The sequence below is a fragment of the Paenibacillus sp. AR247 genome, assembly GCF_002968895.1.
GTDB classification, from domain to species: Bacteria; Bacillota; Bacilli; order Paenibacillales; family Paenibacillaceae; genus Paenibacillus_AQ; species Paenibacillus_AQ favisporus.
This window is the reverse complement of record NZ_PCZT01000011.1, coordinates 1-10,126: the sequence shown is the minus strand read 5'-3', so window position 1 is coordinate 10,126 and position 10,126 is coordinate 1. Positions and strand designations below refer to the sequence as shown.

The window sequence follows — 10,126 nt, the reverse complement described above, 5'->3', positions numbered from 1 at the left end:
GACATTCAGCGTTGTCTGGGATCGATCGGGGCGTTTTGGCGGTGATAGCTATCATAGTCTGCGCAAGCGTCCGGGAAGGGCGAACCTTGCTCCAGCCTTTGACGCCCTTGGTTCAGAATGCGGTCAAGACGGCTCCGGGCATTGAAGCTGCAAGGGAAAAGAGTTCTGCTGTCATCGGACGGCAAACCGATCCGGTCCATGTGGGCCAAACGGGGCTGCTTGCCTCCAATACGACGAAGAAACCCGCTCCGGTCAGCCCCAAAACGGTGTATCTGACCTTTGACGACGGCCCCAGCGATTTAACGGGCGAGGTGCTGGATATTTTAAAGAAAAACAAGATTGGTGCAACCTTCTTTGTTCTCGGTGGGCAGGTAAAGAAATATCCGCAGCTCATTTCGCGGATCTACGAGGAAGGTCATGCCATCGGCAACCATACATATGACCATAATTATACCGAACTCTATCAATCTTTTCCTGCGTTCTGGGACCAAATCAAAGATACCGAAGAGGAGATACGCCTGATCACGGGAGAAAGGCCGCAGCTGGTCAGGGCCCCCGGGGGGACGGCCGGGCATTTTGACGACACGTACTTTAAACTGCTGCAGCAGGCAGGGTACGTCGTGACGGATTGGAACGTGGACAGCGGCGATTCCAAGCGACGTAATGTCCCGGCTGCGGAGATCGTGAAGGGTGCCACGACGGACGTCCCGGGAGGCAAGGTAGTTCTTCTCATGCATGACGGTCCCGGCCATTCGGAAAGCGTGAAGGCCCTCCCGCAAATTATTAGCTGGTACAAGGCCCGCGGATATCAGTTCGGTGTGTTGTCACCGCAAGACCCGCCGGTTCAATTTAAAGTGAATGCCACAGCCCGCGGACTGAAGCGAAGCGCGCCAAGCGCCGCCTGGATTCAGTCGCATATCGCGCAGAACGCCGCATTGTTCGAGCCTGGCAAACCGCTCCGACTGGATGTCGGCGGGCTCGAGACCACGCTGGATACCGGCGAGTACAGCATCGTTGACGGACATTACATGGTGCCTTTGCGCGCGCTGACCGAGCGGATTGGGGGCAGTACGGCCTGGGATTCGGCCGGGGCGGCCTGGGTCGCGTCCTTGTCGGCGGACGCCGCGGTTTCGCTGCGGATCCATGCGGAAACGGGCAGGCTGGAGGCGTTGGAGGGCAATCAGGTGATCTCTAGGGCGACGCTGCAGGTGCTGACGGTCAATGGATCGCTGTGGGTGCCTCTGCGCAGCTTGTTTGAAGCTTCCGGATATGCCGGAATCACGGCATCGGTTAATGAAGAGGAGCGTCAGGTCACGGTATTTTAACGGTCTGGATGCCCAATGGAGCGAATCTACGATTTTTGCAGAGGGTTTCGTCACTCTTAAAAAATGAGCCGGTGCGGCAGGTCTACTTCCTTTTCTACATGGAGAGAATATTGATAGATTCCCTGTTTTGAGGGGAACAAGCCATGATTGGAAACGGAGGTTGTTACTTTGTCGACTCCATCGGTGTTTCATGATGATGTTGCCCCGGAATTATTGAACCGCGTCTTATCGCGCGTCGGATCCGTTATCGTCGGTAAAGAAAAGGAAATACGCCTTGCCCTAATATCCATGCTAAGCGGCGGCCACATTCTGCTGGAGGATGTTCCGGGGGTAGGCAAAACAATGCTGGTCCGGGCCATCGCCGCTTGCCTTGGCTGCACGTTCGGGCGGATCCAGTTCACATACGATTTGATGCCCGGCGACGTAACGGGCACATCAATATACCATCCGCACAGCGGCAGCTTTGAGTTCCGGCCCGGGCCGGTTCTCTCCAATATCGTGCTGGCGGACGAAATTAACCGGGCTTCGCCCCGGACCCAATCCGCCCTGCTTGAGGCGATGGAAGAGCGGAAGGTGACCGTGGACGGCACCACCTATCCGCTTCCACGCCCGTTCCTGCTGCTGGCGACGCAAAACCCGCTGCATTTCGAAGGGACTTACCGCCTGCCTGAGGCGCAGATGGACCGGTTCATGATGCGGCTGAGCCTGGGGTATCCGGAGCCGGCCCAGGAGGTGGAGCTGCTAACGAGAATGCAGCTGGAGCATCCGCTGGACGCCATAAAGCCGGTCATGCTGGCGGAAGAAATGGCGAACATGCAGCGCGCCGTCCGCGGCGTCTTCGTTGACGAGTCCATTAAGCTGGCCCTCGTCCAGGTGGCCGACGCCTCGCGCCGCCATCCGAACGTCCAGCTCGGCATCAGCCCGCGGGGGACGCTGGCCTGGATGAACGCATCCCAGGCTTCGGCCTACATGGCCGGCCGCTCTTATGTCATCCCGGACGACATCAAGGATACTGCTGTGCCGGTCCTCGCCCACCGGCTGATGCTGAACCATGCCGCGCTTCTTGCGGGGGCCAGCGGCGAGGAGCTGGTCCGGGAGCTGCTGCAGCAGCTGGTGCTGCCCGTTCACTCCCGCAAAGGAGGCCGCTTATGATGCGGCGGGTCCTCGAATGGGGGATCGGGCTTGCCGTGCTGGGCGGTCTGGTGGCCATGTACCGGCTGCACGGAGGCAAGGCCTTATGGTTCATGATGTTTGTGACCTGCCTGGTGCTGGCCGGCGGCATGCTGGTTCAGCTGCTAGGCCCCCGGCAAATCCGGGTGGAACGCAGCTTGCCCCAAAGCCTGATTCCGTCGGGGGAGGCCGTGCCCGTGACCATGCGGATTCATTTCCGCTCACCGCTGCCCCTCCCCTGGATGGCTGTGGAGGATTATTATACCGGCGGGAGCTTCCGGCGCGTGCTCTTTCCGGGATTTCGGCGCTCTTTAACGTATCGCTATGAGATTCCCGCTCTTCCGCGGGGGCATTACGGGTTTGAAGCCTGTGCGCTGGAATGGGGCGGCTTGTTCGGCTGGTTCCAGGGAAGGAAGGTCGTAAAGGGAGAAGGCCGGTTTATCGTGCTGCCGGAGCCGCTGCCCGTCGGACAGGAATGCCGGCCGGCGGCTTCGCTGTCTTACAGCGAAGAGACCAGTCTCCGGCCTCCCCGGTTTGCGGACGGCATGAAGGGGATGGAGGTGCGGGAATACGTTCCGGGGGATCCGCCGAACCGTATCCATTGGAAGCACCTTGCCCGGTGGGGCCGCCTGCATACGAGCCTGCCGGAGGAGGCGCAGCAGTCCTCTTACTCGGTCATGATCGACCGCTCCTTCAGCGGCTATATGCCAGCCGGCGCCAGGGCAGGCGACGTCAGCGGCGAGGCTGCGCAGCGGGGGTTCGAGACCGCCGTGTCGACGGCGGCAGGGCTGCTCGTTGAAGCCGGACGTGCCGGCGAGAAGGTGGTGCTGCTCAGCTCCGGGTTTCGTGCCGATGTGCCGGGAGAAGCCGGAGGACCCGGCCCGGCGTTAAGGCAGGAGACCGGGCAAGAGATCACCGACATGCTCGCAGCCTTGTCGGGACTGACGTTGGCCGGCGGCATGCCGCTGCCTGCACAGCTTCAGGAAGCTGCCGGGAACTTGAAGGGCAAAAGAACGGCCGTCGTCACCGGCTATCTGACCGACGAGCTGCTCCGCGCCGTATCCGGGATCATCTCCTCCGGGGGATATGTGGATATCTATTGCGCAGGCGCTGCGGAAAGAAACGACAGCAGCGATTCGGCATCGTACGCTGCGGCGGTTCACGATCCCGGCCTGTTCCGCCGGGCGGCGCTGCTTTCACGTCTGGGGGCCGGCGTATTTATCGTGCACGGCAGCCGTGTATCCCGCGTCGGTCACGTGGAGTCGAACTTCCCCGGAGAGGGGGCGGTATAGATGGAGGAGCGTACGGATCCGCTTCTGTACAGACTCATCATCTCTCTGCCCTTTATGGGGCTGTTCGCCGAATGGCTCATTCCGCTCCGGCCGCTGACGGGTTCCACGGACGACGGATTTATGACGACGCTGTTGTGGCTGACAGCGCTTCTGCTGCTGTGGGGAACCCTGCTGGCGAGGTGGACATTTACCCTCCCGGTGTACTTCGTGCTGGTCGGGGCCGCTTGGTTTAACGTTTCCGGAGAGGGCCAGCCCTTTAGCTGGCTGATTTCCTGGATATCGCAATGCCGCGATGATATTCTGCTGCTGCTGTCCACCGGGCACTTTGCCGAGACCAGCTCTGAGACCCGGACGCTGGTTTTGATCGTCGGCTGGTCCTTATTGGTTTATTCCGTGCAATCGCTCGCCCTGTCGCGGCGCAGCATTTTTTTGTCGCCGTGCCTTGAAACGCTGCTTGGCATCCATATTTACGCCGATATGATCCGCACCTGCGGTTTGCTGCTGCTGCTTCAAGGGATGCTGCATCTGTCCGGACTGCGCGAGAGCGATACATCGGGGAGGTTTAGCGGCAAGGTGTACGGCACCTGGATCGTGTCGCTCAGCCTGCTGTCCCTCCTGGTCCTCGGCGGCAGCTGGGGGCTGGGATATGCGGCTGAGGCCAAGCCTCCGGGGAGGTTATCCTTGGAGCAGGCAGCCGGCCGGCTGGAATCCTGGATCCGGGACAATTACGGCGACGCCTCAGCCACAGCCGTGACGGGCTACAACCTGAGCGGGGACGATCAGGACATGGGAATGCCCCTGAGCCAAGGCGGGCGGCTCTATTTTGAAGCGGAGAGCCCCGTCCCTACATATTGGCGCGGGGAAACGCTCAGCCTCTATGACGGCCGCAAATGGACCGGTCAGGAGGCCGATTCCCGCACCCTGTTCATTCCGGGCGCGGTCCGGCCTGAAGGCTCGGACCCGGAAGCAGAGGAGCCGGCCGCTCCGATGGCCGAGTACCGGACCGTTACCCAGCAAATCATGTTCAGCCGGCCCATGACCGAGAGCTTCCCGGCGTGCCGGAGGTGAACGGCTACCGGATCAAGGCGGACATTCCCGCCGTGGATCCGCAGCTGCTGCGGGAAGAGACGGGAGCGGATCCGGCGCGGGTGAAGGACGAATACCTTCAGCTGCCGGACAAGCTGCCCGAACGCGTGAAGCAGCTGGCGGACCGGATTACGTCGGCGTCGCTCACACGATATGACGCGGTCGTCGCGGTGGAGGACTATTTGAAAACCTACTACGCCTACACGATGGATACCCGCGTCCCGCCCCAAGGTGAGGATTTTGTGGATGACTTCCTGTTTACGACAAGGAAAGGATACTGCAACCACTTTTCGACCGCCATGGCGGTGCTGCTGCGAAGCGAGGGAATTCCAACAAGGTATGTCAGGGGATTTGCCCCGGGAAAAGAGGACAGCGGCCACCCGGGACGCTATCAAATCAGCGAAGGCGACGCTCACGCCTGGGTCGAAGTATATTTCCCCGGCTCCGGCTGGATTCCGTTCGACCCGACGCCTGGATTTGCGCTGCCTTCCGACAGTGGAACGGTCCAGGCACAGGAACGTCCATTCCAGGGGGGACCCTTGGGATTGGGTTCACGCCGCCCTCCAGTTTGAAGTAACCATCACGCTACGGGATCGCGTCTTTTATAGCCAAGCATGCGTGGATCGTGGTTGGAGCGGCTGCCACCGTTCTGCTGCTGGCCGCCGCCGTCCGCTGCGCCTGGATGTATCGCGGCCTGATTTGGCTGTGGTGCCTGGTGTATTTATCGCGGCGGACCTTTCCGGGCAAGGAGCAGCTGCTCCGGGCGGCGCTTCCGGCCTGGAAGGGCATTACCCGCCGCTATGGCTCGGCTCCGCCGGGGGCCACCGTTCGGGAATACGTGCAGTCCCTACAGGTAGATGATGAGATGATGCGCAAAGAAATGTACGATTTTGCTGCGGAATGGGAAAAGATAGCTTATGGTCAGGTTCCCGTAAGCCGCAGTCAAGGGAGCGCTTTCCTGCGAAGATGCCTTTTGATCGCCGGCAGGCTGGCATAACTTAGGTGCTGCGGCTTCCTTGACGGTATGAATTATCGTTGCGTATAATTGATTTCATTAATTGAGGGAGGCACGGTAATGAATAAGCCAAATGAAATCATCGTTGTCCTCGATTTCGGGGGACAATATAATCAATTAATCGCAAGACGCATCCGCGATCTGGGAGTATATAGCGAGCTCTTGCCTTTTAACACGCCGATCGAGAAGATCCGGGAGCTGAACCCGAAGGGTATCGTGTTCTCCGGCGGACCGCTCAGCGTGTATGCGGAAGACGCTCCCCATGTGGACCCGGCTGTGTACGATTTGGGGCTGCCGATCTTCGGCATTTGCTACGGCATGCAGATGATGGCGCAGCAGCTCGGCGGCAAAGTGGAGCGCGCGCACAAACGCGAGTACGGAAAAGCAGAGCTTGAGTTCAAACCGAACACGACGCTTATCCAAGGATTGGACAACCGTCAGGTCGTATGGATGAGCCACGGGGACCATGTCGTTGAGCTTCCGTCCGGATTCCAGCTCGACGCGGGTACGGAGTCGGCTCCGATCGCGGCGATGAGCCATGGCGAGAAGAAGCTGTACGCGGTGCAGTTCCATCCGGAAGTACGACACTCCGTGAACGGCAACGAAATGATCCGCAACTTCCTTTATGAAGTTTGCGGCTGTGAGGGTAACTGGACGATGGAATCCTTTATTGAGGATCAGGTTCGTGAAATCCGCGAAACCGTCGGTGACCAGAAAGTGCTGTGTGCGCTGAGCGGCGGCGTGGATTCCTCCGTCGTTGCGATGCTGATCCACAAGGCGATCGGCGATCAGCTGACCTGTATGTTTATCGACCACGGTCTGCTGCGCAAGGGTGAAGCCGAGAGCGTAATGGATACCTTTGTAGGCAAATTCGATATGAAGGTTGTCAAAATCGACGCCCGCGAGCGTTTCTTGTCCAAGCTGGCCGGCGTGGACGATCCCGAGCAAAAACGGAAAATCATCGGCAACGAATTCATTTACGTGTTTGAGGAAGAGTCTGCGCGTTTTGACGACTTTGCCTTCCTGGCGCAAGGAACACTGTACACGGATATCGTCGAGAGCGGAACGGCAACGGCTCAGACGATCAAGTCGCACCATAACGTGGGCGGCCTTCCGGAGGATATGAAATTTAAGCTGATCGAGCCGCTCAAAACGCTGTTTAAGGACGAAGTCCGCAAAGTTGGCGAGGAATGTGGTCTGCCTGAAGAAATCGTTTATCGCCAGCCTTTCCCGGGTCCGGGCCTTGCGATCCGCGTGCTGGGCGAAGTGACGGAAGAGAAGCTGACGATCGTTCGGGATTCCGACTACATTTTGCGCGAAGAAATCGCCAAAGCCGGGCTTGACCGGGAAATTTGGCAGTACTTCACGGCTCTGCCGAACATGAAGAGTGTGGGCGTCATGGGTGACGCACGTACGTATTCGTACACCGTCGGCATCCGCGCGGTAACTTCGATCGACGGCATGACCGCCGACTGGGCCCGCATTCCGTGGGACGTATTGGAGAAAATCTCGGTGCGTATCGTCAACGAGGTGGAGAACGTCAACCGCATCGTGTACGATATTACCTCCAAGCCTCCGGCCACGATCGAGTGGGAGTAAGGTTAATCGTTATCCTTTTCAAGGTTCAAGGTCCGTATCTGCTTAGGCAGGTGCGGGTCTTTTTTTGTTTTCTACATAATTTCCGGGTCGATTCCAAAAGCTAAGCCCTAGTTAGAAAAAATGTTCTGGGTAAAGCGCCATTGCTCCATGGGAGAAATATGTAAATTTCCGAACATTGAATCATGTCACACTCTCGATTATTCGTTTTTTCTGTTGACAAGTGAAGCTTGTCTCCATACAATGAATGATGTGAGAAACGACATATGTTCTTTCGTATAATCCCGGGAATTGGCCCGGGAGTCTCTACGAGATCACCGTAATGATCTGGCTACGAATTTAGAAGAGATGATGTCCAACTCGCAGCGCAGCTTGCCTTGACCATGGTAAGTCCAAGCTGATGCTGGCGGGATATCTCTTTCTTTCATTCATAATGTCCGGTGGTCGCTTTGCGGTCTGCCGGGCTTTTTTGTCGTTCTGACTCAAATTTCTAAGGGGGATTATTTGAAAATGGAACGGTTCTTTAAATTAAAGGAACGCGGCACAAATGTAAAAACAGAAATGATCGCCGGTCTCACGACGTTTATGGCGATGGCGTACATCCTGTTCGTCAACAATCTGTTTCTCGGGCCGGACGGTGCGGGTATCCCTCATGAAGGCGTGTTTTTCGCCACCGCAGTCGGCGCGGGCCTCGTTACCATTCTGATGGGATTGTTTGTAAATATCCCGATCGCCTTGGCGCCGGGTATGGGTCTGAATGCTTATTTTATGACCGTCGTGCTTGGATCCAATGGTCAAATTACCTGGCAGGCTGCTTTGGGCGCCGTATTTATTTCGGGTATTATTTTTATCATTCTGACGGTAACGCGCGTCCGGCAAATGCTGATGGTCGCCGTTCCGAAAAACATTAAAACCGCCATAACGGTTGGTATCGGCCTGTTCGTCTCCATCATCGGCTTTAAGCTCGCCAACCTGATCTCGATCACCGTGAACGCCGGTACCGATATCAGCAAGCCGATCGGCGGCGGAAGCTTCAACCTTGCACTAAGCGATTTCTTTACACATAAAGATGCGCTGCTTGCTTTGATCGGACTTTTGATTATTGCCATTCTGATGGTGCTGAAAGTAAGAGGGGCACTCCTGATCGGCATTATCGTAACGACGCTGATCGGCATTCCTATGGGTGTGACGGACCTCAGCGGCTTGTCCCATGCCAACTGGCTGCCTTCGTTCTCCAACCTGGCCGTCGGGGATCTCGATCTGAAGGGCGCGCTGCACATCGGATTGTTCGATATCGTCTTTATTTTCACGTTCGTGGAGCTGTTTGACACCTTTGGAACACTCGTGGGTACGACGACCCGGATGGGCATCATGAAGGATAAAGAGAAAGGCGAGAAAATCGTCGGTAAAGCGATGCTCGTCGATGCGGTTGGCGTCAGCGCCGGTGCCGTTCTGGGTACGAGCACGATCACTTCCTTCGTAGAAAGCACAGCAGGCGTTGAGGAAGGCGGACGCACAGGCTTGACGGCCATCACGACAGGCGTTCTGTTCCTGCTGTCCCTGTTCATCGCTCCGCTCGCGCTGGTGGTTCCTTCGGCAGCTACCGCGCCGGCACTGATCATCGTCGGGGTGCTGATGATGAGCCAGGTTCGCCACATCGAGTGGGACGACTTTTTTGAAGCTTTCCCGGCTTTCCTGACGATCGTCCTGATGCCGTTCTCCGGCGGGATCGCCAACGGGATTTCGGCAGGGATCCTGTCCTATGTGATACTTGCGGTTTTCGCCAACATCTTCGGTAAGCGCAAAGAGAAAGTTCACTGGCTGATGTGGGTGCTGGCCATCATCGTGGTGTGCCGGTTCGCATTCCTCGGTGCCGAGTAAGTTAAGGAATTGATGAGTTGAATGATTTGCCCTTGTCCGCTATGGAGCGGATGGGGGCTTTTTTACTTTTGGCAAAATTGAAAGGTATCTATTATATACCGCAAAGAAATGTGTGGATGTGGGGAATATATAATGTTGTAGAAAAGGAATGCTATGTGGATCCCTGTTGCTCGAGCGAGCAGGCGCACTCTGATAAGGAGGGAAGTTACTCTAACCATTAAGACGTGCTTGGAGACAGGGTAGACGATTTGATAGTATATATGAAGGTTATGCATGGTTTGCAGCGTGCAACGAATAGAACCAGAGGGAATGGAATAAATGGGGAAACAAATTTTTTGTCGAAAAAGCTTGCAATAGAATTATAAACATGGTATATTCTAATTCCGGCCAAGAAAATATCGCTTTAAGCGTTGGACAGCAAGCCTGAAAAAAGATTTAAAAAAAGAGCTTGCAAAACTAAGTCGGACTTGATATAATATAAGAGTTGCTGCTGAAACACTGAGTGGTAACGAAACGAAGTTTGATCTTTGAAAACTGAACAACGAGTGAGTATAAACGCGACGGTCTTATGACCGGAGCGATTGAGATTAAATCAATCTCGTCAGATTCAAAATGAGCTACAAACTTTCGTTGGAAAGCTACTCCCTTCGGGTGAGCAGATTCTTCCAACTTTCTTGGAGAGTTTGATCCTGGCTCAGGACGAACGCTGGCGGCGTGCCTAATACATGCAAGTCGAGCGGACTTGATGGAGAGCTTGCTCT

The 10,126-nt window shown here is 56.6% G+C and carries 8 protein-coding genes, 1 rRNA gene and 1 riboswitch; all 9 genes read left to right on the top strand.

The genetic code is table 11. The features are described from left to right. Window positions 1–86: 86 nt before the first annotated feature. A complete protein-coding gene (locus CPT76_RS20730; RefSeq protein ID WP_258168712.1) occupies window positions 87–1,325 on the top strand; it encodes a polysaccharide deacetylase family protein in 1,239 nt (412 codons plus the stop codon). Between the two features lie 147 nt (window positions 1,326–1,472). Then, window positions 1,473–2,477 carry an AAA family ATPase gene (locus CPT76_RS20725; protein WP_374954696.1) on the top strand — a complete coding sequence of 335 codons (1,005 nt, stop codon included), beginning with the start codon at window positions 1,473–1,475 and terminating at the stop codon, window positions 2,475–2,477. After that, a complete protein-coding gene (locus tag CPT76_RS20720) occupies window positions 2,474–3,787 on the top strand; it encodes a DUF58 domain-containing protein (protein ID WP_105444317.1) in 1,314 nt (437 codons plus the stop codon). Before CPT76_RS20725 ends, CPT76_RS20720 begins: the two co-directional genes overlap by 4 nt. Then, window positions 3,788–4,855, top strand: coding sequence for a hypothetical protein (locus CPT76_RS20715; protein WP_105444316.1), 1,068 nt, complete (start codon window positions 3,788–3,790; stop codon window positions 4,853–4,855). Further along, a complete protein-coding gene (locus CPT76_RS20710; protein WP_105444315.1) occupies window positions 4,843–5,445 on the top strand; it encodes a transglutaminase-like domain-containing protein in 603 nt (200 codons plus the stop codon). The genes CPT76_RS20715 and CPT76_RS20710 overlap by 13 nt, the downstream gene beginning before the upstream one ends. Window positions 5,446–5,498: 53 nt before the next feature. Beyond that, a complete protein-coding gene (locus tag CPT76_RS20705; protein WP_105444314.1) occupies window positions 5,499–5,870 on the top strand; it encodes a hypothetical protein in 372 nt (123 codons plus the stop codon). 78 nt (window positions 5,871–5,948) lie between these two features. Beyond that, window positions 5,949–7,487, top strand: coding sequence for a glutamine-hydrolyzing GMP synthase (gene guaA, locus CPT76_RS20700; protein ID WP_105444313.1), 1,539 nt, complete (start codon window positions 5,949–5,951; stop codon window positions 7,485–7,487). 251 nt (window positions 7,488–7,738) lie between these two features. Further along, window positions 7,739–7,838, top strand: a riboswitch (purine riboswitch). Window positions 7,839–7,994: 156 nt separating this feature from the next. Beyond that, window positions 7,995–9,365 carry an NCS2 family permease gene (locus CPT76_RS20695; RefSeq protein WP_105444312.1) on the top strand — a complete coding sequence of 457 codons (1,371 nt, stop codon included), beginning with the start codon at window positions 7,995–7,997 and terminating at the stop codon, window positions 9,363–9,365. Window positions 9,366–10,036: 671 nt separating this feature from the next. Further along, window positions 10,037–10,126: ribosomal RNA gene (locus tag CPT76_RS20690) — 16S ribosomal RNA — on the top strand; the annotation flags it as partial.